This is a genomic window from Mycolicibacillus koreensis (genome assembly GCF_002104795.1).
GTDB classification, from domain to species: Bacteria; Actinomycetota; Actinomycetes; order Mycobacteriales; family Mycobacteriaceae; genus Mycobacterium; species Mycobacterium koreense.
Map to the genome: position 1 here is coordinate 1 of NZ_NCXO01000035.1, position 23,124 is coordinate 23,124.

A 23,124-nucleotide genomic window follows, 5' to 3' on the forward strand; every position below is an offset into this window, starting at 1 on the left:
CCCGGTACCCCCGGTGCCCGCGCCCCCGCCGGTGCCGGCACCTCCGCCGGTCCCGCCGGCTCCCCCGGTGCCGCCGGTGCCCCCGGTTCCCGAAGTCCCGCCGGCTCCTCCGGTGCCCCCGGTTCCCGAAGTCCCGCCGGTCCCGCCGGTCCCGCCGGTGCCACCTGTTCCGCCGGTCCCGCCGGTGCCGTCGGTCGGGTACTAGGTCCGCCAAAAGGTCAGCTCCCCGAGCCACACGGCTCGGGGAGCTGATCTTTTCTCGCTGTGGGTAACGGCCTGCGCGTCAGTCGTTGTCCAACCCGCCGGGCGTGGTCTTGGAGACCTGAACCAAGAACTCGTAGTTGTTCTTGGTCTTACGCAACTGGCTCATCAACAGGTCGATGGCCTGGTGGGAGTCCAATCCGGAGAGCACCCGGCGCAGCTTGTGCACGATCCCGAACTCGTCGGGTGAGAGCAGCAGTTCATCCTTACGGGTGCCGGACGGGTTGACGTCGACGGCCGGGAACACCCGGCGTTCGGCAATCTTGCGGTCCAGCTTCAACTCCGCGTTGCCGGTGCCCTTGAACTCTTCGAAGATCACGGTGTCACCGGTCGAGCCGGTTTCGACCATCGCGGTCGCGATGATGGTCAACGATCCGCCTTCTTCGATGTTGCGCGCCGCGCCGAGGAATCGTTTCGGCGGGTACAACGCCGTGGAGTCCACACCACCGGAGAGGATGCGGCCCGACGCCGGGGAGGCGTTGTTGTAGGCGCGACCCAGACGAGTGATCGAGTCCAGCAGCACCACCACGTCCTTGCCCTGCTCGACGAGGCGTTTGGCCCGCTCGATGGCCAGTTCCGCCACCGAGGTGTGGTCTGACGGCGGACGGTCGAAGGTCGAGGCGATGACCTCCCCCTTGACCGAGCGCTGCATGTCGGTCACCTCTTCGGGGCGTTCATCGACCAGGACGACCATGAGGTGACACTCGGGGTTGTTGACGGTGATCGCATTGGCGATGCTTTGCAGGATCGTGGTCTTACCGGCCTTCGGCGGCGACACGATCAGGGCGCGCTGGCCCTTACCGATCGGCATGATCAGGTCGATGACCCGGGTGGTCAGCAGATCCGGGGTGGTCTCCAACCGCAGGCGCTGGTTGGGGTAGAGCGGGGTGAGTTTGCCGAACTCCGGGCGCTTCTTCGCGTCCTCGACCGGCCCCCCGTTGACAGTGTCCAACCGCACCAGCGGGTTGAACTTCTGTCGAGAATTCTGGTTGCCGCCTTCGCCTTCGCGCGGGGCACGCACCGCACCGGTGACGGCGTCACCGCGCCGCAGGCCGTTCTTGCGCACCATGTTCATCGAGACGTACACGTCGTTGGGCCCGGCGAGGTACCCCGACGTGCGCACGAACGCGTAGTTGTCGAGCACGTCGAGGATGCCGGCCACCGGCTGCACGACGTCGTCGTCACGCAGCTCGGTATCGCCGCCATCACCGGAGCGATCGCGGCGACGCCGGTCGCGGAACCGTCGGCCGCGTCGGCCGCCGCGACCGTCGCCGTCGTCGTCGCCGCGGTTCTGCTGGTTCTGGTCGCCGCGGTTCTGCTGGTTCTGCTGGTTCTGCTGGTTCTGCTGGCCGGAGTCGCCGCCGCCGTCGTTCTTGTCGCGCGGCTTGTCGTTCTTGTTCTGGCCCCGGCCGTCGTTGGGGCCGTCCTGCGAGCCGCCCTGGGCGTCTTTGGAGTCTTTGGAGTCTTTGGCGTCTTTTCCGGCACCCCTGGCGTCGCCACCGTCGCGGGGCTCGCGGGCCTGCTTCGGACGGTCGCTGCCCTGCGCCGCCGGCGCCTCGGTCTGGCCCGGCGCGCTGTCGGATCCAGCGCTCTTCGCCGGTTCCGACGCCCCGGTCGCGTCACCGCCGTCGGTTGCCGCGGCGGCACCGCTGTCGCGGCTGGCACCACGCCGTTCGCGCCGCGGCGCATCGGCGCCGCCGGCGTCACTGTCCTGCGCCTGGGGGTTCGCCGTCGAGGGCGTTGTGGGCGCCTCGTGTGCTCCGCCGTTCTTGTGGTCACGACTTTCGTTGATCGCGGCGATCAGTTCGCTTTTTCGCATACCGGAGGCTCCCTTGACGCCGGATTGCACGGCCAACACCCGCAGCTCAGGCAGCACCATCGACGACAGCCCACCGCGCTTGTCTTTTTTGGTGTCGGCCCCGCCGTTGTCGTCAGCTGTGATCAGGTCCGTATCGGTCACGGATTTCCTTTCTTCCCCCGCAAGCTTCATCAGGCGAGGGGTCAGTGGCATTCAGCTCATTCACCGAACGCGTGCTACCACGACATTCCCGCGACGGTGACCGCCATGGTGGCGGTCGCTAAATGATCCCCGAGAAGAATTTGGTAGGTGTCCTTGTGTTCAGCGCAGACGTAGATGCTGCGATTACCGGACGGCTCCGAGAATAACCCGCCTGACGATTGTGCGCAACCAAACCCGCCGCGCGCGCCGCCGGCGGGTCGCGCCGTCAACTCGACAGCAATGCCCCGGCACCCCAGCGCACCGGCTCCCCGATCGCCATCTCACCGACGGTGAACCCGTGTTCGCGACCGAAGTCCACGGCCTCCGCGGGCAGATGGTCGTCGGTGCTCAACGCGATCACCGCAGGTCCCGCACCGGAGAGCACCGCGGCGACACCGTGATCGCGCAGCAGTTGCAGATACTCCGCGGAGGCCGGCATCGCCGCGGCCCGCTGCGGCTGGTGCAGCACATCCTCGGTGGCCGCCATCAACAGGTCGGGGCGCTCTGTCAGCGCCACCACCAGCAGTGCGGCCCGACTGACATTGAAGCGAGCGTCCTGGTGGCTGACCTGCGCCGGCAGCAGCACCCGGGTCTCGGCGGTCGAGGACCGCTGTTCGGGGATCGCCGGAAACAGCCGCAAGTCGGGGTGCAGCCGCAGCGGCACCGCGGCGTAACGCGGCGGGTTGGCGTCGCTGTCGATCCACGACACCACCGCACCGCCGAGCACCGACGCCGCCGCGTTGTCGGAGTGCCCCTCGAACTCCGAGGAGAGCTGAATCAACTGCTGCTCACTCATCGTCGCGGTATTCGCTTGCGCTACAAGCCCATTGACGACAGCCAAACCGCCGACAACCGCGGCGGCTGAGGACCCCAGGCCCCGCGAGTGCGGGATGGCGTTGCGACACCGCACCACCATTCCGGGTGCGCGCACCCCACAGGCCGCCAATCCCCGCTGGATGGCCTGGACCACCAGGTGCTCGGCGTTGGACGGCACCTGGCCGGCGCCTTCACCCTCGACCTCAACGATCAGACCGGAATCGATTGTCTCCACGAGGATTTCGTCGTAGAGACTCAACGCCAGTCCGAGACTGTCGAAACCGGGGCCCAGGTTGGCGCTGGAGGCGGCCACCGCGGCGGTGGCCGACAGGCCGACGGGCAGCGTCGGGGTCACCGGAGACATCTAGCCCAGCCCCAACTGCTCGACCACGACACCGGCGTCCACGGGAACCGGCGTCACGGTGGGCAAGTCCCGCAACGCGGTGTCAGGGTCCTTCAGCCCGTTGCCGGTGACGGTACAGACCACCGTCGAACCGCGCGCCACCCAACCGTCGTCGATGGATTTGAGCAGGCCCGCGATGCTCGCCGCCGAAGCCGGTTCGACGAACACCCCTTCGGCCTCGGCGACCAGGTGATACGCGGCGAGGATCTCCTCGTCGGTGGCCGCCAGAAAGCGTCCTGCGGAGTCCTGTTGGGCTTCCACCGCCGATGCCCAGGACGCGGGTGAGCCGATCCGGATGGCGGTGGCCACCGTCTCGGGATCGCTCACCGGCTTGCCCGTGACCAGCGGCGCGGCCCCGGCCGCCTGGGTGCCCAGCATGCGCGGCAACCGGTCGGCCAGCCCATCGGCGTGGTACTCGCGGTAGCCGCGCCAGTACGCGGTGATGTTGCCGGCGTTGCCGACCGGCAGGGAGTGGACGTCGGGGGCGGTGCCCAGCGCGTCGACGATCTCGAACGCGGCGGTCTTCTGGCCCTCGATGCGCACCGGGTTGACCGAGTTGACCAATGCGATCGTCGGGAAGTCGGTGGTCATCTTGCGGGCCAACTCCAGACAGTCGTCGAAGTTGCCGTCGACCTGGATGATCTTCGCGCCGTGCATCACCGCCTGGGCCAGCTTTCCCATCGCGATCTTGCCCTGCGGGATCAGCACCGCGCAGGTGATCCCGGCCCGGGCGGCATAGGCCGCCGCCGAGGCGGAGGTGTTGCCGGTCGAGGCGCACAACACCGCCTGCTGCCCGCGGGCCAAGGCGTCGGTCACCGCCATCGTCATACCGCGGTCCTTGAACGACCCCGTGGGGTTGAGACCCTCGACCTTCAGATGCACGGTGCATCCGGTCCGCTCGGAGAGTCGCACGGCGTGGATGAGCGGGGTGCCGCCCTCCAGCAGGGTCACCGGGGTCCAGTCGTCGCCGACCGGCAACCGGTCGCGGTACGCCGCGATCAGACCGGGCCAGGGCTGATGCGGACTCGTCGAGGCGGGGCTCATGGGTTGGTTCCTTCCAATCGCAGCACGCTGGCCACACTGGCGACGGCGTCGAGGTCTTCGAGGGCGCGCACCGTCTCCGACAGCGCGGCGTCGGTGGCGCGGTGGGTGACCACCACGATGCGCGCGCCGACCCGTTGACCGCCGTCGTCGACCACGCCCTCCTGGCGCACCTCGGCGATGCTGACTTCGCGTTTGGCGAATTCGGCGGCGACCGCGGCCAGCACGCCGGGCTTGTCGGCGACGTCCATGCTGACGTAGTAGCGGGTGGAGACCTTACCGATCGGGGCGATCGGCAACTGGGCGTACTTCGACTCCCGCGGCCCGCGCCCGCCCTGCACCCGGTTGCGCGCCGCCATCACGATGTCGCCGGCGACCGCTGAGGCGGTCGGCGTTCCGCCGGCGCCCTGCCCGTAGAACATCACCCGGCCGGAGGCCTCGGCCTCCACCACCACCGCGTTGAACGCCCCGCCGACGGTGGCCAGCGGGTGGGTGGCCGGCACCAGCGCCGGGTAGACGCGGGCGGAGACCATCTCCGTGCCGTCGGCGTCGGTGATGCGTTCACAGATCGCGAGCAGTTTGATCGTGCAGTTCAGCGCCCGCGCCGACACGAAGTCGTCGGGGGTGATCGCGGTGATCCCCTCCCGGTACACGTCGTCGGCGGTGACGGTGGTGTGGAACGCGATCGAGGCGAGGATCGCGGCCTTCGATGCCGCGTCGTAGCCGTCGACGTCAGCACTCGGGTCGGCTTCGGCGTAGCCGAGCACGCTGGCGTCGGCCAGTGCGCTGGCGTAGTCGGCGCCAGTGGTCTCCATCTCCGAGAGGATGTAGTTGGTGGTGCCGTTGACGATCCCGGCGACCCGCTGCACCGTGTCCCCGGCCAGCGACTGGGTCAGCGGCCGGATCACCGGGATCGCGCCGGCGACCGCGGCTTCGAAGTACAGGTCCACGTGGGCGCGTTCGGCCGCGCGGGCCAGGTCACCGGTGGAGCTGGCCAGCAGCGCCTTGTTGGCGGTCACCACCGATTTGCCGTGTTCGATCGCGGTGAGGATCGCCTTGCGGGCCGGCTCCACCGGGCCCATCAACTCCACGACGATGTCGACGTCGTCGCGGGAGACCAGCCCGTCGATGTCGTCGGTGAGCAGCCCGATCGGCACGCCGCGGTTGGCGTTGACCCGCCGCACTCCCACACCGCGCAGCACCAGGGGCGCACCGATGCGCGCGGCCAGATCGGCGGCACTGTTCTCGATGATGCGGACAACCTCGCTGCCGACGTTGCCGTACCCCAGTACCGCAACACCGACCGGTTTTTGCTCAGTGGCCACCGCCCACCTCCAGGCTCAACAAATCATCCATGGTCTCCCGACGCAGCACCAGCCGGGGCTGACCGTCACGGACCGCCACCACCGCCGGGCGGCACAGCAGGTTGTATCGGCTCGACATCGAGTAACAGTAGGCGCCGGTCGCGGCCACCGCGAGCAGGTCCCCCGGCTCCACGTCACCGGGAACCCAGGTGTCCCGCACGATGATATCGCCGCTCTCACAGTGTTTTCCGACGATTCGCGCCAACACCGGCGGCGATTCGCTGCGTCGGGAGACCAGCCGCACGTCGTAGCGCGCCCCGTACAGCGACGGGCGGATGTTGTCGCTCATCCCGCCGTCGACGCTGATGTAGCGGCGGCGCGCCGAGGCGCTGACGTCGACGTCTTTGACCGTGCCCACCTCGTAGACGGTGACCGTCCCCGGCCCGGCGATCGCCCGGCCCGGCTCCACCACCAGCTTCGGGGCGGCCAGCCCCACGGCGGCGGACTCACCGGCGACGATGTCGGTGAGTTTGGTCGCCAATTGCTCCACCGGCGGCGGGTCGTCGTCGGGCAGGTAGGCGATACCGAATCCGCCGCCGAGGTCGACGGTGCGCAGCTGGGCGGTCCGGTCGACCCCGAATTCGGCGACGATGTCGCGCAGCAGGCCGATCACCCGGTGGGCGGCGATCTCGAATCCGGCCACGTCGAAGATCTGCGACCCGATGTGGCTGTGCAGCCCGACCAACCGCAGGTGCTCGGTGGCGAAGACACGGCGGATGGCGTCCATCGCCGCTCCCCCGGCCAGCGACAGCCCGAACTTCTGGTCTTCGTGGGCGGTGGAGATGAATTCGTGGGTGTGCGCCTCGACCCCGACGGTGACGCGCACCAAGACGTCTTGGACCACACCGGCCTCGGCGGCGACCGCCTCGAGTCGGTCGATCTCGATCAGGGAGTCGAGCACCACGTGCCCGACACCGGCTTTGACCGCAGCGCGCAGTTCCTGGACGGATTTGTTGTTGCCGTGCACCGCAATTCGTTCGGGCGGGAATCCGGCATGCACGGCGACGGCCAACTCACCGCCGGTGGCCACATCCAGCGACAGGCCCTCCTCAGCGACCCACCGGGCGACCTCGCTGCACAGGAATGCCTTGGCCGCGTAGTGCACGTGGTCACCGCCACCGAAGGCGGCGGCGATCTCGCGGCAGCGACTGCGGAAGTCGTCTTCGTCGATGACGAACAGCGGGGTGCCGTACTGCTGGGCCAGGGTGTCGACGCCCACACCGCCGATGCGTGCCACCCCGTCGTCACCGCGGGTGGTGCCCCGCGGCCAGACGTGCGGCGCCAGCAGCAGGGCGTCGTCGGCACTGTTCGGGCGCGGCGGCGCCCCGGCGGAGTGGGTGCTCACATCCGCTCCGGTGCGCTCACGCCCAGGATTCCCAGGCCGTTGGCGACGACCTGGCGGGTCGCCTGGCACAGCGCCAACCGTGCGACGTGCAGGTCGGTGGGCGTCTCATCACCTTGGGGCAGCACCCGGCACGAGTCGTAGAACCGGTGATAGTCGCCGGCCAACTCCTCGAGGTATCGGCAGATGCGGTGTGGTTCGCGCAGGGCCGCCGCGGCTTTGAGCACCCGGGGGAACTCGCCGAGGCTGCGGATCAGCGCGCCCTCTTTGTCGTGGGTGAGCAACTCGAGGTGGCCGGTGTCACCGATGATGCCGAGTTCGGCGGCGTTGCGGGCCAGCGCCGAGAGCCGAGCGTGCGCGTATTGCACGTAGTAGACCGGGTTTTCGTTCGACGCCGACGACCACAGGGCCAGGTCGATGTCGATCGGGGTGTCCACCGAGGAGCGGATCAGGCTGTAGCGCGCCGCGTCGACGCCGATCGCCTCGACGAGGTCGTCGAGGGTGATCACGGTGCCGGCGCGTTTACTCATCTTCACCGGCGCTCCGTCGCGGACCAGGTTGACCATCTGGCCGATCAGCACCTCGACGGTTGCCGGATCCTCCCCGAACGCCGCGGCGGCGGCTTTGAGCCGGGCGATGTAGCCGTGGTGGTCCGCACCGAGCATGTAGATGCACAGGTCGAAGCCGCGCTGCCGCTTGTCGAGGTAGTAGGCGAGGTCACCGGCGATGTAGGCGGGTTTGCCGTCGCTTTTGATCACGACACGGTCCTTGTCGTCACCGAACGCGCTGGTGCGCAGCCAGGTGGCGCCGTCCTTCTCGTAGATGTTGCCGTTGTCGCGCAACTTGGCGATGGCTTCGTCCACCCGGCCGGAGGTGTGCATGGAGTCTTCGTGGGTGAAGACGTCGAAGTCGGTGCCGAACTCGTGCAGAGAGGCCTTGATGTGGGCGAACATCAGGTCCACCCCGATCGCCCGGAACGTCTCGTGGCGCTCGGCGGGCGGTTTGCCCACCGCGTCGGGGGCTTTGGCCTGCACGGCTGCGGCGATCTCGGTGATGTAGGCCCCGGCGTAGCCGTTCTCCGGGACGGGCTCGCCGGTGGCGGCGGCGATCAGCGACTCGGCGAACCGGTCGATCTGGGCGCCGTGGTCGTTGAAGTAGTACTCGCGGGTGACCGCGGCCCCCTGGGTGGACAGCAGCCGGCCGAGCGCGTCGCCGACCGCGGCCCAGCGGGTACCGCCGATGTGGATCGGCCCGGTGGGGTTGGCCGAGACAAACTCGAGGTTGATGGTCTGGCCGCCGAGATCGGTCGAGTGCCCGTAGCGGGGTCCGGCGTCGATGACGTTGTCGATCACCACGCCCTGCGCGGAGGCCTCGAGACGCAGGTTGACGAAGCCGGGCCCGGCGACCTCGGCCGCACTGATGCCGTCGGCCGCATTCAGGGCCTCGGCCAGCCATCCGGCCAGCTCACGGGGGTTGGCGCCGACCTTTTTGCCCAGCTGCAGTGCGAGGTTGGTGGCGTAGTCGCCGTGCTCGGGGTTGCGGGGGCGCTCGACGGTGACCGTCGCGGGCAGGGCGGCGGCGTCCAGGCCATGGTCGGCCAGCACCGCGGCGGCGGTCGTCTTGAGCAGGTCAGCCAGGTCGGCGGGGGTCACGAGGCTCCATCCTATGGTCTGGCGTGGTCAGCCCCCGAATCCGTTCCGGTCATCACCCGGCGGTGGCCATGCGTTACGCTGGGCAAGCCCATTGGCGCGAGATCTCTTGATCGCTGCGCCCCCGTAGCTCAGGGGATAGAGCGTCTGCCTCCGGAGCAGAAGGCCGCAGGTTCGAATCCTGCCGGGGGCACCACCATAAGCCCAGCCCAGATGCTATTTCCACGGCTAGCCAGCAAACCGTGCAGCATCCGTGACTCTCGGGCTGGCACTACCGGCCGCCAGACCGGTGGACGCGGACGGCCCCGTTGGCTGAAAAAATGCCCGGATGCCCCTCCCCGCGGGAACACCCACCCGCCTCTGGCGCATCGTGCGCACGTCGATGATCCCGATGAACGTGGCGATCCTGGTCTGGCTGCTACCGGCCCGCTTCGTTCTCGGTGTCGACGGGTGGAACACGGTGATCTTCGGGGTGATTGGTCTACCGATCGCGGCCGGTGCGTTGACCGCGACCACGCTGCTGGCGCGGGCGGTCGACCGCGGACCCTCCCCTGCGCCACCGGCGCCGTGGGTGGCGGCGGTCGCTGCGACCAGCCAGATCACCGTATGGGTCGCGCTGATCGCCTTCGGGGTGGGTTGGGTCGACGTCGATGACCCGTCCACCTCTCAGACGGAGCCGGAGAAGTCGGTGCTGATCAACCTGGCCGGGTACAGCGACCACACCCTGGAGCTGAGCAATCGGGTCGCCGAACTGTCGTACGTCACCGCACTGGGCTCGTGGGGGATCCTGCTGATCACCCTTGCGTTCGCGCGGCGCAGTACACGTCGGCACGGCTACCAGAGCACCCCGTAAGCGTTCGACAGCACGAACCCGTGCTCGCCGTAGGTCTGACACGTCACCGCCCCCTGATAGCCGACGGCGCAGCTGGCGCCCCAGTTCTCCAGCCGGTGCCCCTCGGGCAGCACGTCGACGTCGCGGGTGAACCGCGCGGTGTCGGAGTGCCGGTATTCGGCGGCTTGATAGGAGGCCACGATGGTCTGGTTGGTGCCCGCCGGGGCGTCGTAGGGCACCGCGTCGCAACCGACCGGCCCGCCGTTGGGGCCGATTCCGCAGTGACGCCCGTCGGGGGTGCGGAAGAATTTCCAGTAGAAGTCCTCCGGCGCCTCAGAGCTGAAGTGCCCTTCGGCGATCGGGTAGGCGCCGATGTCGGGGAGGTCCGGGGGCGGGTCGGCGCCGGCCTCCGGTGTCACCGTCAAAGCCAACGCCGCGACCGCGGCCGCTATCGATGCCGGATACCTCATGACGGTAAATCTAACGGCCCGAAGCGCTCCCCTGCAGCACTAACCGAGCTTGGTGTGCATCAGGATCACGTTGTAGGCCGACCACAGCGACAGGTTGTAGTAGATGTCCTGGCCGCTCGCCCACGGGTGCAGGAACGGTGCGTAGATCCCGCCGGGGATCTGCGGTGAACGCACCAGCACGCTTTCCGGGCTCCACGGGCCCTGCGGTGTCGGCGAGGTGCGCGCGACGACGTCGTTGGAGGCGCCGTTGGTGTAGAGCATCAAATACTGCTGCAGGTAGTCGTTGTACTGCACCGACATCTCTCCGGCCGGGCCGGGGACGATCGGCGTGGCGGTTGCCGGGTCGGCCGCAGCCCAGTCCGAGTTGCTCCAGTACTGGTATTTCCTCAGGTCCGGCAGCGCGTTCTGCGGGACCCGCGACAAAAAGATCGGGCCGCCGCGCCCCGACGGGGTTCCGTAGGAGTACACGTAGCCATCCCCGGGCTGCAGGAACGCGCCCTGCTGGAAGTTCTGGTTGCCGGGGATGTGGCGGGCTTTGGAGGTGGTGCCCGGCTCCGGGGTGCGGATCGTGGTGGGCAGGATGCCCCACGTCTCGCCGTTGTCGCGCGACATGGCCAGCGCGGAGTAGTTGGTCGACCACTCGCCGTCGCGCCCCCAGTTGCGGATCGACATGAAATTCATGTACTGCACCCCGCCGACCGAGGTGCCGGCGGTGGGGATCACCCCTTTCTCCGTCGGCGCCCACCGGATGCTGTTGACGACCTGCTTGGCGATCCCGGAGCGGTACACCGGGGCCCCGGAGAACCGGTTGCCGGGAACCCCCTGGGGCACCGCGAGCCCCCCGGAGAGATCACGTGCCTGGGTGCGGAACAGCACGTTGTAGCGCCACTGCTTGCCCTGCACCCGGCAGAAGCCGAACGTGTCGCCGAACGCCATCAGCACCTGACGGTTGCCCGGGTTGCCGTTGTCCCACATAATGCCGAGATCGGTGCCGGAGATCCCGAACCGCTGCAGGGTGCTGTTGGGGCTGTGCGGTCCACTGACCCAGTTGATGATCGACGTGCGCGCTCCCCCCAGTGCCGCGCCCGGGTTCGGCGCCGCCGGCGCCGGCTCGGCGGCCTGCGGCTGGGGCTGGGGCTGCGGGGCGGCGCCGGGATCGGGCTGCTGCGGCTCGGGGGCCGGTGCCGGCGGCACAACCCCAGCCTGCTGATGCACGGTGTTCTGCGCACCGGCGAGCAATGCACCGATGTCCGGCAGGGGCGCGTTGTCGTTGGTGCCCGGCGGCCGGTGCCCGGTCGGCGGTTGCACTGCCGGTCCCGGTGCCGGAATGGCCGGTACTGCGCCGGGCACCGCGTTGGCCGCGGGATCCGTGCACGGCTCGGCCGCCGCGTGCGGGGCGAGCCCGATCGCGACGACGAGTTCGAGGGCGGTCACCACCGCCACCGACATCGACGCAATCCGGATAAACGGCGACATGTCACACCTTTCCACGGCCGGACGCCGTGGGACGCCCATCACTGGCCCGTGTGACGTTAGCGGCAATTGTTATTCATGTGACCAATGATGCGTAAAGGGATGCGTGTTCGTGACCGTGTCGCAACCGGCGGCATTCACCCGGTTGCGGCCAGGTCGGCGACCACGGCGGCGGCACGCTGCAGCTGCGTGATGTCGTCGCTGGTCGGGATGAGATACACCTCGTCGGTGCCGATGTCGGCGAAACCGCGCAGCACGGCCGCCAGGTCCTCGTCGGTGCCGGCGAACCCGGTGTGCGGGGCGAGCTCGTCGACGGCGCTGCGCGGTAGCCAATTTATGTAGTGGCGCAGGTGCCGGTGCATCTGGGCGCGCGCCGCGTCGGGTTCCCCGAGGGCGTACCAGAACGACGTCGCCAGATGGGGCTTGTCCTTGCCGGCGGCGGACCAGGCGCTGTGAGCCACCTCGAACAGCGCACGCTGCTTCTCCCGGTCGAGGTCGAGGGTGATCCCGGCCAGCCCGTCGGCCCAGCCGGCCGCGCTGCGCAGGGTTTTCTCGCCGGTCGCGCCGACCAGCAGCGGCGGGCCGCCGGGTTGGGCCGGCGCGGGACCGACGGGCTCGACCGCGTCGGTGACTCTGCGGCCCGCCCAGACCGCTTTGAGTGTCGCGGCCCGCTCCGCCAGCACCGCTCTGGTCTGGGTGGCCGGATCGGCACCGACCGCGCGATAGTCCTCGTGGCGTCCACCCACGCCGAGACCGACCGTCAGCCGGCCACTGCTGAACTGGTCGGCGGTGGCCAGCGCCTTGGCCAACAGCACCGGATCGTGCAGTTGCGCCACGATGACGGTGGCTACCAGCCGGACTCGCTCGGTCCAGCCCGACAGCGCCCCGAGCAACGTCAGGCTGTCAGGGTTGGCGAAGGCGATGCGCTCCCCCCAGCACAGCGACGAGAAGGGTCCCTCGTCGACCGTCGCGGCCCAGCGCCGCAGTGTCTGCGCCGACACGTCGGACTCCATCACCGGTAGCGTCATCCCGATCTGCATGGTCCCGATGGTCCCATGGCCGCGGTGGCACCATGGGGACATGCCGATCACCAGCACGTCCATCGCCCACGTCCGGCTGACGGTCACCGACATCGAACGGTCACGGCGGTTCTACGAGTCGGTGTTCGGCTGGCCGGTGCTGCTGGAGGTGCCCTCCAACGCCGACACCGCAACCCGCCAGCAGCTGAGTTTTCTGTTCGGCGGGGTCATCTACGACCTCGGCGGTGCGCTGCTCGGGTTGCGGCCGGTGGCCTCCGACACCTTCGACGAGAACCGGGTCGGCCTGGATCATCTGGCGCTGCGTCTCACCAGTAAGGCCGAAATCGATTCGGCCGCCGTTCATCTCGATGACCTCGGCATCGACCACGGCCCGGTCAAGGATATCGGGCCGTCCTACATCCTGCAGTTCCGCGATCCCGACAACATCGCCCTGGAACTCACCGCACCCAAATGACCCGATCCGGGAGGCCGCCATGTCGATCAGCTTCAACCACACCATCGTCGCCGCCCGCGACAAGGAACGGTCGGCACGCTTCCTCACCGAGTTGTTCTCTCTGCCCGACCCGCAGCCCTACGGTCGTTTCCAGGTCGTCACCCTGGCCCACCAGGCCAGCCTCGACTACGCCGACGTCGACCCCGACGAGCCGATTCACCCGCAGCACTACGCATTTCTGGTCTCCGAGGAGGAGTTCGACGCCATCTACGGGCGGATCCGCGCCAACGGGATCGACCACTGGGCCGATCCGCACCATCAACGCCCCGGCGAGATCAACCGCCGCGACGACGGCCGCGGGGTGTACTTCCGCGACCCGGTGGGACACAACCTGGAGATCCTCACCCGCCCCTACGGCTCAGGCGGATAGCGCCGGGCGCCGCGCTCAGCCGCGGCGGCGGCGCTCCTGGGCGCGGTAGTCGTCGGCGAGGCTCCCGACGTGGGTGGGCAGCGCGCCGGAGGCCACCGCCGCCAGCGTGGTCTCCTCGAGCACCGAGCGCATGCTGGCCCGCAGCGCCCGCCACACATCGGTGAGTGCGGCGGTCGGCCCCGAATAGGGCAGGTCCCCCAGGCCGATGTCACGCACACTGGCCAGCGGACCGTCGATACAGCGCAGGACGTCGGCGACGCTGATCTCGGTGGCGGGTCGCGCCAGCGCGTAGCCGCCGTCACGGCCGCGGTGGCTGCGCACCAACCGGTCCGACCGCAGCGCGGCGAGGATGTCGACCAAAAACTGCGCCGGGATGCCCTGGGCGTGCGCCAGATCGTCGGTTTTGATCACGGTGCCGGGCTCGACGGTGGCCAGGTGCACCATCGCGCGCACCGCGTACTCCGCCTTGGCCGACATCCGCATGCCGCGAATTGTGCCACCCGCACGCCCCGCGCACGCCCGTGTCATCGCCAGCGCGGGTCGGCCGGCGGGTGGACCGGCCGGCGGGTCAGGACCCGATGTCGAGCAGCGCGATCACCTGCTCGGCGAGTTCTTCGACGCTGCGGTCGGGCACCAGCCGCAGGTCCGGGTTCTTGGGCCGCTGGTAGGGACTGTCGATCCCGGTGAAGTGGGTGATCTCCCCGGCGCGGGCCTTGGCGTAGAGCCCCTTGGGGTCGCGGCGTTCGCAGTCTTCCAGCGGGGTGTCGCAGAACACCTCGTAGAACTCCACGCCGGCGTCGACGTGGACCTGCCGCGCCAGCTGGCGGTGCTCGGTCAGCGGGCTGATCGCCGGGACCAGCACGATCTGACCCGAGTCGGCCATCAACGTGGCGACGTGGGCCAACCGGCGCAGGTTCTCCGCACGGTCGGCCATCGAGAAGCCCAGGTCGGCGTTGAGGCCGTGGCGCAGGTTGTCGCCGTCGAGCACATAGGCGGCCACACCGAGTTCGAGCAGGCGGCGCTCGACGTGGACCGCCACCGAGGACTTGCCGGAGCCGGACAGGCCGGTGAACCACACGGTGCGCCCGCGGGCAAGCCGGTCCTCGGCGTTGACCAGCGAGGCGTGCCGCACCGCGTTGGGACTCGCGGTGCGCGCCGAGGTGTCGCGCAGCACCATCCCGGCGGCCACCGTGGCGTTGGTCTCCGGGTCGATGAGGATGAACGACCCGGTGGCGGTGTTCCGGGAGTACTCGTCGAGCAGCAGCGGCACCTGCGCCCGCAACGCGATGCGTCCGAGCTCGTTGAGTTTGAGCGCGGTGGCGGTCTTGTCGCGGTGCAGCGTGTTGACGTCGAGGCGGTACTCCAGCGCGGCCACCCGCACCCGGGTGGTTTTGGTGGTGTGTTTGATGACGTAGCTGCGCCCGGGCTCCAACGCCGAGGAGTCCGACATCCAGCACACGGTGGCGTCGAAGTCCTGCGCGATGCGCGGCTGGTTGTTGGTCCGGGCGATCATGTCGCCGCGGGAGATGTCGATGTCGTCGGCGAGGCTGACCGAGACCGCCATCGGCGGGAACGCCTCGGCCACCGGACCGGTCGGCCCGTCGATCGCGGTGATCCGGGTGGGTTTGCCGGCCGGCAGCACCACCACCTCGTCGCCGGGGCGCATCACCCCGCTGGCCACGGTCCCGGCGTAGCTGCGGTGGTCCCAGTGTTCGCGGGTCTGCGGACGGATCACATACTGCACCGGGAACCGCACGTCGACGAGGTTGCGGTCCCCGCCGATGTAGACCTCCTCCAGGTGCGACAGCAGCGAGGTCCCCTCGTACCACGGCGCCCGGTCGGATTTGGTGACGACGTTGTCGCCGTGCAGCGCCGAGAGCGGGATCGTGGTGACGTCGTGGACATCCAGGCGGGTGGCGAACGCGTGGAAGTCGTCGCGGATCGCCTCGAACCGCTGCTGGTCCCAGTCGATGAGGTCCATCTTATTGACTGCGAGCACGATGTGGCGGATCCCCAGCAGCGCGGCCAGAAACGCGTGCCGGCGGGACTGCTCCTGCAGCCCGTGGCGCGCATCGACCAACACGATCGCCAACTGCGCGGTCGAGGTTCCGGTCACCATGTTGCGGGTGTATTGGATGTGCCCGGGGGTGTCGGCGATGATGAATTTGCGCTTGGGGGTGGCGAAGTAGCGGTACGCGACGTCGATGGTGATGCCTTGTTCCCGCTCGGCGCGCAGCCCGTCGGTGACCAGCGCCAAGTCGGTGTAGTCGTTGCCGCGTTCGGCGGAGGTGCGTTCCACCGCCGCCCACTGGTCTTCCATCACCGCCTTGGAGTCGAACAGCAGCCGACCGATCAGGGTGGATTTGCCGTCGTCGACGCTGCCCGCGGTGGCGATGCGCAGCAACGTGGTGGGGGTGCTCATCAGAAGTAGCCCTGTCGTTTGCGGTCTTCCATGCCGGCCTCGGAGATGCGGTCGTCGGCGCGGGTGGCGCCCCGCTCGGTGAGCCGTGAGACCGCGGTCTCGGCGATCACCTCCTCGACGGTGGTCGCGGCCGACTCCACGCACCCGGTGCAGGTGACGTCACCGACGGTGCGGAAACGCACCATCGCCTCGAACACCTCCTCATCGGGTCGCGGCTGCATGTGCCGGTGCACCGCCAGCAGCATGCCGTCGCGGCGGAACACCTCACGGCGGTGCGCGTAGTAGATCGGCGGCAGCGTGATGTTCTCCGCACCGATGTAGGACCAGATGTCGAACTCGGTCCAGTTCGACAGCGGGAACACTCGGATGTGCTCGCCCTTGCGGTGCCGACCGTTGTACAGGGCCCACAGTTCGGGGCGCTGCGCCTTAGGGTCCCACTGCCCGAACTCGTCGCGGAAGCTGAACACCCGCTCCTTGGCGCGGGCCTTCTCCTCGTCGCGGCGGGCCCCGCCGAAGGCGGCGTCGAAACGGTTCTCCCGGATCGCGCGCAACAGCGTGACGGTCTGGATGGGGTTGCGCGACGGGAAGGACTCGGCGACCCGGCCGGCGTCGATGTCCTCCTGCACCGAGGCCACCACCAGCCGGATGCCGGTCTCGGCGACCAGTTGGTCGCGGGTGGCGATCACCTCGTCGAAGTTGTGCCCGGTGTCGACGTGCATGACCGGGAACGGCAACCGACCGGGGTGAAACGCCTTGAGCGCCAGATGCAGCATCACGATCGAGTCCTTGCCGCCGGAGAACAGCAGCACGGGGCGCTCGAACTCGGCGGCGACCTCACGGATGATGTGGATCGCCTCCGCCTCCAGCGCCCGCAGTTGGCTCAGTTCGTACTGCCCGGGCACCGGCCGGGTCGTGGCCGGCGCGCTCACGATTTCCCGGTTAAGTTGGTTGATTTGACCCGATTAATCCGCATAATCGCCCATGCAACCAAGAGTGGCGGTGATTGTCAAAACGCCGGCGGCCCGCACCGCACGCGCCCGGCGCGCCGCGGTGCGAGGTCCGGCTCAGAGGGTGATCTCGGCCAGCTTTCCGGTGGCGACATCGAAGACGAAGCCGCGCAGCGACGCGTGCGAGACGAACGCGCTGGCCTGCACCCGGCGGATGGACTGCCGGACGTCCTCGGCGGGGTCGGGGAACGCCTCCCCCGCCCAGGAGGGCCGGATGCCGGTGTCGGCGGCGATGTCGCGTTTGAAGTCGTCGTCGGTGAACGTCAGCATGCCGCAGTCGGTGTGATGGATGAGGATGATCTCGCGGGTGCCGAGCAGCCGTTGGCTGATCGCCAGCGACCGGATGACGTCCTCGGTGATCACCCCGCCGGCGTTGCGGATGCAGTGCGCCTCGCCCTCGGCGATGCCCAGCAGGCGGTAGACGTCCATCCGGGCATCCATGCACGCCACGATCGCGACCTGTTTGCTCGGCGGCATCGGCAGCGGGCCGGAGAACCCCTGCGAGTACTTCTCGTTGTTGGCCAGATAGTCGTCGGTTACGGTCACGCCGATCTCCTGAACTCTCGTCTGCCGCCGGTTTGCCCCGCCTGCGCAGCTTAACAACCCGGCAGCCAACCGTGCGCCACGCGCAACCACCCTGCGCTGGATCGGCGCGCCATCTCCTACCCTGAGCCCATGCAACGCGGACAGACCCGGGCATGACGCGTTTCCTGGCGGGCCGGCTCCTGAACTATCTGGTGCTGTTGGCGCTGGCGTCGTTCCTGACGTTCTGTCTGACCTCGGTGACCTTCGCGCCGCTGGATGCCCTGATGCAGCGCAACCCGCGGCCCCCACAGGCGGTCATCGACGCCAAAGCCGCCGAACTCGGCTTGGACAAACCGATTCCGCTGCGCTACGCCCATTGGGCGAGCAACGCCGTGCGCGGTGATTTCGGGGTCACCGTCACCGGCCAGCCGGTCTCGGAGGAACTGTGGCGCCGCGTCGGGGTGAGCCTGCGGCTGCTGGTCATCGGCTCGCTGGCCGGCACGGCGCTCGGTGTCGTCGCCGGAGCGTGGGGGGCGGTGCGCCAGTACCGGCTCAGCGACCGGGTCATCACCATGGCGTCACTGCTGGTGTTGTCGATCCCGACGTTCGTGCTGGCGAACCTGCTCATCCAGGTGGGCCTGCACACCAACTGGCTGCTCGGGGCGCAGGTGTTCGAATACGTCGGGGAGACCTCACCGGGCATGCTCGCCGGCGGCTGGGCGGCGCTGCTGGACCGCCTGCAGCACCTGTTTCTGCCCACGTTGACGTTGGCGCTGGCCGCCGCCGCCAGCTTCAGCCGCTATCAGCGCAACGCCATGCTCGACGTTCTCGGCCAAGATTTCATCCGCACCGCCCGCGCCAAGGGGCTCACCCGCCGCCAGGCGCTGTTCAAACACGGTTTGCGCACCGCGCTGATCCCGATGGCCACCCTGTTCGCCTACGGGGTGGCCGGGCTGGTCACCGGTGCGGTGTTCGTGGAGAAGATCTTCGGCTGGCACGGCATGGGCGAATGGGTGGTCTCCGGCATCGCCACCCAGGACACCAACATCGTCGCCGCGATCACGGTGTTCTCCGGTGCCGCGGTGTTGGCGGCCGGGCTGCTCTCCGACGTCATCTACGCCCTGCTCGACCCGCGGGTGCGCGCCTCGTGAGCGCCGAGCGGACCGACCCCGCCGACGGCGGCGACGGTGCCGGTGGCGGCATCGGTGGTGGGGATGTGCCGGTGTTCGCCTCCCGGCGCACCCTGGTGCTGCGCCGGTTTCTGCGCAACCGTGCCGCGGTCGGCTCCCTGACGGTGCTGGTGCTGCTGTTCGCCGGGGCGTACCTGCTGCCCGGATTGCTGCCGTACTCCTACACCGACCTCGATTACGACGCCCTGTTGCATCCGCCGAGCGCGCGGCATTGGCTCGGCACCAACGCTCTCGGCCAGGATCTGCTGGCCCAGACGTTGCGGGGCATGCAGAAATCGATGCTGATCGGTGTCTGCGTGGCGTTGATCTCTACCGTCATCGCCGCGACCGTCGGCGCGATCTCCGGGTATTTCGGGGGGTGGCGCGACCGGGTGCTGATGTGGCTGGTCGATCTGCTGTTGGTGGTGCCCAGCTTCATCCTGATCGCGATCGTCACGCCGAGGACCAAGAACTCCGGGAACATCGGCGCACTGATCGTGCTGTTGGCGGCGTTCAGCTGGATGATCAGCTCCCGCATGGTGCGCGGTTTGACGATGAGCCTGCGTGATCGTGAATTCGTCAGGGCCGCACGGTATATGGGCGTGCCCAATCACCAGATCATCACCCGCCACATCATCCCCAACGTGGCGTCGATCCTGATCATCGACACCGCGCTGAACGTGGCGGTGGCGATCCTGGCCGAGACCGGTCTGAGCTTCCTGGGGTTCGGGATCCAACCGCCGGACGTCTCCCTGGGCACGCTGATCGCCGACGGCACCGCCTCGGCGATCACCTTCCCGTGGGTGTTCCTGTTCCCCGCCGGGATCCTGGTGGCGATCCTGGTCTGCGCCAACCTCGCCGGTGATGGCCTGCGCGACGCGCTGGACCCGGCGAGCCTGACCCTGCGCCGGAGCCGCCGATGACCCCCCTGCTGCAGGTGCGCGATTTGACCGTCACCTTCCCCACCGACGCCGAGCAGGTACATGCGGTGCGCGGTGTGAGCTATCGCATCGACCCCGGTGAGGTGGTCGCGATGGTGGGCGAATCGGGATCGGGCAAGTCGGCGGCGGCGATGGCGGTGATGGGACTGCTACCGGAGTACGCCACCGTCACCGGGTCGGTTCGCCTTGACGACCGCGAGCTGCTCGGCATGAGCGACAAGGCGCTGTCGGCGCTGCGGGGCAACACGATCGGGATGGTGTTCCAAGACCCGATGTCGGCGCTGACCCCGGTCTACACCGTCGGCGACCAGATCGCCGAGGCGATCCGGATCCACCAACCACGACTCGGCCGGCGGGCGGCGCGGCGGCGCGCGGTGGAGCTGCTGGAGCTGGTCGGGATCGCCCGACCCGGCCAGCGGGCCCGGGCGTTTCCGCACGAGCTCTCCGGCGGCGAGCGCCAGCGGGTGGTGATCGCGATCGCGATCGCCAACGATCCGGACCTGCTGATCTGCGACGAGCCGACCACCGCGCTCGACGTCACCGTGCAGGCCCAGATCCTCGACGTGCTCAAGACCGCGCGCGACGTGACCGGCGCGGGGGTGTTGATCATCACCCACGATCTCGGGGTGGTGGCCGAGTTCGCCGACCGGGCGCTGGTCATGTACGCGGGTCGGGTGGTGGAGTCCGCGCCGGTCGACGTGCTCTACTGCGACCGTCAGATGCCCTACACCGTCGGGCTGTTGGGATCGGTGCCGCGGCTCGACGCCGCGCAGGGCACCCGGCTGGTCCCGATCCCCGGGGCACCGCCGTCGCTGACCGAGTTGAGTCCCGGCTGCCCGTTCGCGCCGCGCTGCCCGCTGGCGACCGACGAGTGCCTCGGCGACGAGCCGGCCCTGCGCGAGGTGGCCGCCGCCCACCGGGTGGCCTGCATCCACACCGATCAGGTGGCCGACCGCAGCGCCGCGGAGGTCTACGGGGTCAGCGCCCCGCCCACGCCGCCGCCACCGGCCGACGCCCCCGCCGTGGTGCGGGTGCACGATCTGGTGCGCACCTACCCGCTGACCACCGGGGTGGTGTTCCGTCGCACCGTCGGCGAGGTGCGCGCCGTCGACGGGGTCAGCTTCACCCTGACCGAGGGGCGCACCCTGGGAATCGTCGGCGAATCCGGGTCGGGGAAATCGACCACGCTGCGCCAGATCCTCGAGCTGCGCGCCCCGCAGTCGGGAACGATCGAGGTGCTGGGCACCGACGTGGCGACACTGACCAGCCGTACCCGCCGCGACGTGCGCCGGAACCTCCAAGTTGTCTTCCAGGACCCGGTGGCCTCCTTGGATCCGCGGCTGCCGATCTTCGAAGTGTTGGCACAGCCGTTGCGCGCCAATGGGTTCGATGATCGAGCACTTCGAGTCCGGGTGGCGGAGTTGCTCGACATCGTGGGGCTTCGCCGCGCCGACGCGGCCCGCTATCCGGCTGAATTCTCCGGCGGGCAGAAACAGCGGGTGGGTATCGCGCGGGCACTGGCGCTGCACCCGAAGATCCTCGCCCTCGACGAGCCGGTGTCGGCACTCGACGTCTCCATACAGGCCGGAATCATCAACCTGCTGCTCGACCTGCAACAGCAGTTCGGGTTGTCGTATCTGTTCGTCTCCCACGACCTCTCGGTGGTCAAACATCTGGCCCACGACGTGGTCGTCATGCACGGCGGACAGGTCGTCGAGCACGGCCCGGCAGAGGAGGTGCTCGCCCATCCGCGCGAGGAATACACGCGCCGCCTGTTGGCCGCTGTCCCGCTCCCCGACCCCTCGACAAGGAGGTAACCGGTGCGCGCCAACCGCCATCTCGTCCGCCTGGGCAGTGTGTTGCTCGCCGCGACGGTCCTTGCCGGCGGCTGTGCCGTTCCCGACGAGGCCGCGCTGCCGGAGACGTCGGCGACGATCGGCGCCAGTGACATCAACCCGCACGACCCGGCCACCCTGCGCGACGGCGGGGATCTGCGGTTGTCGTTGGCGCAGTTCCCGCCGAACTTCAATCCGCTGCACATCGACGGAAACCTCGCCGACAACGCCGCCATGCTCAAGGCCACGATGCCGCGGGCCTTCATCATCGGCTCCGACGGCTCCACCACCGTCGACACCGACTACTTCACCTCCGTCGAACTGACCGGAACCGACCCGCAGCAGGTCACCTACACCATCAACCCCGATGCGGTCTGGTCCGACGGCACCCCGCTGAGCTGGGAGGACATCGCCAGCCAGGTGCACGCCACCAGCGGTGCGGACCCCAACTTCGCGATCGCGAGCACCAACGGCGCCGACCGGGTGGCGTCGGTGACCCGCGGTGTCGACGAGCGCCAAGCGGTGATGACGTTCGCCAAGCCCTACGCAGAGTGGCGTGGCATGTTCGCCGGCAACGGCATGCTGCTGCCGGCATCGATGACCGCGACCCCCGAGGCGTTCAACAAAGCACAGCTGAACCGGCCGGGCCCCTCGGCCGGTCCGTTCATCCTCTCCGCACTGGACCGCACCACGCAGCGCATCGTGTTGACCCGCAATCCCCACTGGTGGGGCCGCACCCCGCGGCTGGACTCGATCACCTATCTGGTGCTCGACGATGCCGCGCGCATGCCCGCGCTGCAGAACCACACCATCGACGCCGCCGGGGTGTCCACCCTGGACCAGTTGACGGTCGCGCGGCGCACCGACGGGATCGCGATTCGGCGCGCCCCCACCCCCACCTGGAGCCATTTCACGTTCAACGGTGCTCCCGGGGCGCTCCTCGCCGACAAGAAGCTGCGGTTGGCGGTCATGCGCGGCATCGACCGCGCCACCATCGCCAAGGTGACCCTGCGCGGCCTGACATCCGACCCGGTCGCGTTGAACAACCACATCTTCGTTGCCGGCCAGGAGGGCTACCAGGACAACAGCGCCGTGGTCGCCTACGACCCGGAGCGCGCCGGCCGTGAACTCGACGAGCTCGGCTGGGTCCGCCGCGGGGCGTACCGGGAGAAGGACGGGCGAACGCTGGTGCTGCGCCATCTGCTCTTCGACGCCCAGAGCACCCGGATGTTCGGCCAGGTCGCCCAGCACAGCCTGGCCCAGATCGGGGTGAAGCTGGAATTGGAAGCCAAATCCGGCGGCGGGTTCTTCCGCGACTACGTGGTCCCGGGCGATTTCGACATCGCCCAATTCGGGTGGGTCGGTGACGCGTTCCCGCTGTCCGGGCTTACCCAGATCTACGCCTCCTACGGCGAATCCAACTTCGGTCGGATCGGCAGCCCGGCCATCGACGACAAGATCGAGCAGACCCTGGCTGCGCTGGATCCGCAGGTCGCCCGCGACCGCGCCAACGAGGTCGACGCGTTGCTGTGGGCCGAGGGGTTCAGCCTGCCGCTGATCCAGACCCCCGGCAACGTCGCGGTGCGCAGCACGCTGGCCAACTTCGGGGCGCCGGGACTCGCCGACCTCGACTACACCGCGATCGGGTTCCTCCCGAATTGACCGGGGACGT

20 protein-coding genes and 1 tRNA gene are annotated in these 23,124 nt (G+C 69.0%); 8 read left to right on the forward strand and 13 right to left on the reverse strand.

The genetic code is table 11. The features are described 5' to 3' along the window. Window positions 1-283 precede the first annotated feature (283 nt). The 6 genes from rho to argS all read right to left on the reverse strand — a co-directional run bounded on the left by rho (window position 284) and on the right by argS (window position 8,878). Entirely contained in the window at window positions 284-2,221 is a 1,938-nt protein-coding gene (rho, locus tag B8W67_RS14670; protein ID WP_372507490.1) for a transcription termination factor Rho, read from the reverse strand. A gap of 265 nt (window positions 2,222-2,486) precedes the next feature. Further along, window positions 2,487-3,431 (reverse strand): homoserine kinase, encoded by a 945-nt coding sequence (gene thrB, locus B8W67_RS14675; RefSeq protein WP_085304748.1) that lies wholly within the window; start codon window positions 3,429-3,431, stop codon window positions 2,487-2,489. Window positions 3,432-3,440: 9 nt separating this feature from the next. Beyond that, window positions 3,441-4,523, reverse strand: a complete 1,083-nt coding sequence (gene thrC / locus B8W67_RS14680; RefSeq protein WP_069392063.1) for a threonine synthase — start codon at window positions 4,521-4,523, stop codon at window positions 3,441-3,443. Next, window positions 4,520-5,845 carry a homoserine dehydrogenase gene (locus B8W67_RS14685; RefSeq protein ID WP_069392064.1) on the reverse strand — a complete coding sequence of 442 codons (1,326 nt, stop codon included), beginning with the start codon at window positions 5,843-5,845 and terminating at the stop codon, window positions 4,520-4,522. Before B8W67_RS14685 ends, thrC begins: the two co-directional genes overlap by 4 nt. Further along, complete coding sequence (gene lysA / locus B8W67_RS14690) at window positions 5,835-7,229, reverse strand: diaminopimelate decarboxylase (protein ID WP_234806771.1); 1,395 nt, start codon at window positions 7,227-7,229, stop codon at window positions 5,835-5,837. The genes B8W67_RS14685 and lysA overlap by 11 nt, the downstream gene beginning before the upstream one ends. Continuing rightward, window positions 7,226-8,878 (reverse strand): arginine--tRNA ligase, encoded by a 1,653-nt coding sequence (gene argS, locus B8W67_RS14695; protein WP_085304733.1) that lies wholly within the window; start codon window positions 8,876-8,878, stop codon window positions 7,226-7,228. The genes lysA and argS overlap by 4 nt, the downstream gene beginning before the upstream one ends. A gap of 117 nt (window positions 8,879-8,995) precedes the next feature. Between argS and B8W67_RS14700 the strand changes: the two genes are divergently transcribed. Then, window positions 8,996-9,071: transfer RNA gene (locus B8W67_RS14700), tRNA-Arg, on the forward strand. A gap of 132 nt (window positions 9,072-9,203) precedes the next feature. After that, the gene (locus B8W67_RS14705; protein ID WP_085304735.1) at window positions 9,204-9,728 is read left to right on the forward strand and encodes a hypothetical protein; all 525 of its coding nucleotides are present in this window, start codon (window positions 9,204-9,206) and stop codon (window positions 9,726-9,728) included. On the opposite strand, the gene B8W67_RS14710 is transcribed toward B8W67_RS14705, so the two are convergent. The 3 genes from B8W67_RS14710 to B8W67_RS14720 all read right to left on the reverse strand — a co-directional run bounded on the left by B8W67_RS14710 (window position 9,710) and on the right by B8W67_RS14720 (window position 12,690). Next, window positions 9,710-10,177 (reverse strand): hypothetical protein, encoded by a 468-nt coding sequence (locus B8W67_RS14710; RefSeq protein WP_069392068.1) that lies wholly within the window; start codon window positions 10,175-10,177, stop codon window positions 9,710-9,712. The two genes, B8W67_RS14705 and B8W67_RS14710, sit on opposite strands and share 19 nt — an antisense overlap. A 39-nt stretch (window positions 10,178-10,216) precedes the next feature. Further along, the gene (locus tag B8W67_RS14715; protein WP_069392069.1) at window positions 10,217-11,692 is read right to left on the reverse strand and encodes a glycoside hydrolase family 183 protein; all 1,476 of its coding nucleotides are present in this window, start codon (window positions 11,690-11,692) and stop codon (window positions 10,217-10,219) included. 95 nt (window positions 11,693-11,787) lie between these two features. Next, window positions 11,788-12,690 (reverse strand): LLM class flavin-dependent oxidoreductase, encoded by a 903-nt coding sequence (locus B8W67_RS14720; protein ID WP_234793883.1) that lies wholly within the window; start codon window positions 12,688-12,690, stop codon window positions 11,788-11,790. A gap of 40 nt (window positions 12,691-12,730) precedes the next feature. Here B8W67_RS14720 and B8W67_RS14725 point away from each other — a divergent pair, with 40 nt between their 5' ends. Both B8W67_RS14725 and B8W67_RS14730 read left to right on the forward strand, forming a co-directional pair. Further along, complete coding sequence (locus B8W67_RS14725; protein WP_069392070.1) at window positions 12,731-13,144, forward strand: VOC family protein; 414 nt, start codon at window positions 12,731-12,733, stop codon at window positions 13,142-13,144. Window positions 13,145-13,163: 19 nt separating this feature from the next. Then, window positions 13,164-13,553, forward strand: coding sequence for a VOC family protein (locus tag B8W67_RS14730; protein WP_069392071.1), 390 nt, complete (start codon window positions 13,164-13,166; stop codon window positions 13,551-13,553). A gap of 15 nt (window positions 13,554-13,568) precedes the next feature. On the opposite strand, the gene B8W67_RS14735 is transcribed toward B8W67_RS14730, so the two are convergent. The 4 genes from B8W67_RS14735 to B8W67_RS14750 all read right to left on the reverse strand — a co-directional run bounded on the left by B8W67_RS14735 (window position 13,569) and on the right by B8W67_RS14750 (window position 17,528). Then, entirely contained in the window at window positions 13,569-14,036 is a 468-nt protein-coding gene (locus tag B8W67_RS14735) for an Rrf2 family transcriptional regulator (protein WP_069392072.1), read from the reverse strand. A gap of 85 nt (window positions 14,037-14,121) precedes the next feature. Then, on the reverse strand, window positions 14,122-15,975 hold the full coding sequence (gene cysC / locus B8W67_RS14740) for a sulfate adenylyltransferase subunit CysN (protein WP_069392073.1): 1,854 nt from the start codon (window positions 15,973-15,975) through the stop codon (window positions 14,122-14,124). Further along, on the reverse strand, window positions 15,975-16,904 hold the full coding sequence (cysD, locus tag B8W67_RS14745; RefSeq protein ID WP_069392074.1) for a sulfate adenylyltransferase subunit CysD: 930 nt from the start codon (window positions 16,902-16,904) through the stop codon (window positions 15,975-15,977). Before cysD ends, cysC begins: the two co-directional genes overlap by 1 nt. Before the next feature lie 135 nt (window positions 16,905-17,039). Then, window positions 17,040-17,528: a beta-class carbonic anhydrase gene (locus B8W67_RS14750; RefSeq protein WP_069392075.1), complete on the reverse strand. Its 489-nt coding sequence runs from the start codon at window positions 17,526-17,528 to the stop codon at window positions 17,040-17,042. Between the two features lie 152 nt (window positions 17,529-17,680). On the opposite strand from B8W67_RS14750, the gene B8W67_RS14755 reads away from it, so the two are divergent. From B8W67_RS14755 to B8W67_RS14770, 4 genes are all read left to right on the forward strand, one after another. Next, entirely contained in the window at window positions 17,681-18,658 is a 978-nt protein-coding gene (locus tag B8W67_RS14755; protein ID WP_069392076.1) for an oligopeptide ABC transporter permease OppB, read from the forward strand. Window positions 18,659-18,723: 65 nt separating this feature from the next. Then, window positions 18,724-19,599 carry an oligopeptide ABC transporter permease OppC gene (locus tag B8W67_RS14760; RefSeq protein ID WP_109470102.1) on the forward strand — a complete coding sequence of 292 codons (876 nt, stop codon included), beginning with the start codon at window positions 18,724-18,726 and terminating at the stop codon, window positions 19,597-19,599. After that, window positions 19,596-21,434 (forward strand): oligopeptide ABC transporter ATP-binding protein OppD, encoded by a 1,839-nt coding sequence (locus B8W67_RS14765; RefSeq protein ID WP_069392077.1) that lies wholly within the window; start codon window positions 19,596-19,598, stop codon window positions 21,432-21,434. Before B8W67_RS14760 ends, B8W67_RS14765 begins: the two co-directional genes overlap by 4 nt. A gap of 3 nt (window positions 21,435-21,437) precedes the next feature. After that, a complete protein-coding gene (locus B8W67_RS14770) occupies window positions 21,438-23,114 on the forward strand; it encodes an oligopeptide ABC transporter substrate-binding protein OppA (RefSeq protein ID WP_069392078.1) in 1,677 nt (558 codons plus the stop codon). The last annotated feature ends 10 nt before the right edge of the window (window positions 23,115-23,124 follow it).